At 48.8% G+C, this 670-nt stretch carries 1 protein-coding gene; it reads left to right on the forward strand.

The features are described 5' to 3' along the window. Positions 1–670: M16 family metallopeptidase (locus tag ABD056_RS22780; RefSeq protein ID WP_343870591.1), on the forward strand; the 670-nt coding region annotated here is incomplete at both ends.

A 670-nucleotide genomic window follows, 5' to 3' on the forward strand; every position in this document is an offset into this window, starting at 1 on the left:
GTTTGAAGTACAACGTGAAACCGTGAAAAACGAACGGGGTCAGCGGGTCGACAACCAACCCTATGGCCGTTTAAACGAGAGAGTCTCTCAAGCATTGTATCCAGATGGCCATCCCTACTCCTGGCCAGTGATTGGTTACATGGACGATTTAAACCGCGCTAACGTCAATGATGTCAAAGCCTTCTTCCTGCGCTGGTATGGACCAAATAATGCCACTTTAACCATAGGTGGAGCGGTAAAAGCTGAAGATATGTTACCTCTGGTGCAAAAGTATTTTGGCTCTATCCCACGTGGCCCTGAAGTAACGGATGCAGCTAAAACGTTCGTGAAGCTACCGGAAACCCGTTATATCTCGATGGAAGACAATGTGCATTTACCGCTGGTCTACATTGCGTATCCAACAGCTTATGCCACTCATAAAGACGAAGCCGCATTGGATATTTTGTCGGAAATTTTAGGCGGCGGTAATAACTCGCTGCTGTACAAAAATCTGGTGAAAAATCAGCTGGCAGTGCAGGCTGCTGTATCGCACCCCTGTCGTGAGCTGGCCTGTGAATTTTCTTTATATGCCCTGCCTCATCCGGCCTCAGGCAAAACTCTGGCCGATATAGAGCAAGTGATCCGCGCCAGCCTGACCGAATTTGAACAGCGTGGCGTCACAGACGACGAT

This window comes from Caenispirillum bisanense (genome assembly GCF_039523075.1).
Classification (GTDB): domain Bacteria; phylum Pseudomonadota; class Alphaproteobacteria; order Rhodospirillales; family Rhodospirillaceae; genus Caenispirillum; species Caenispirillum bisanense.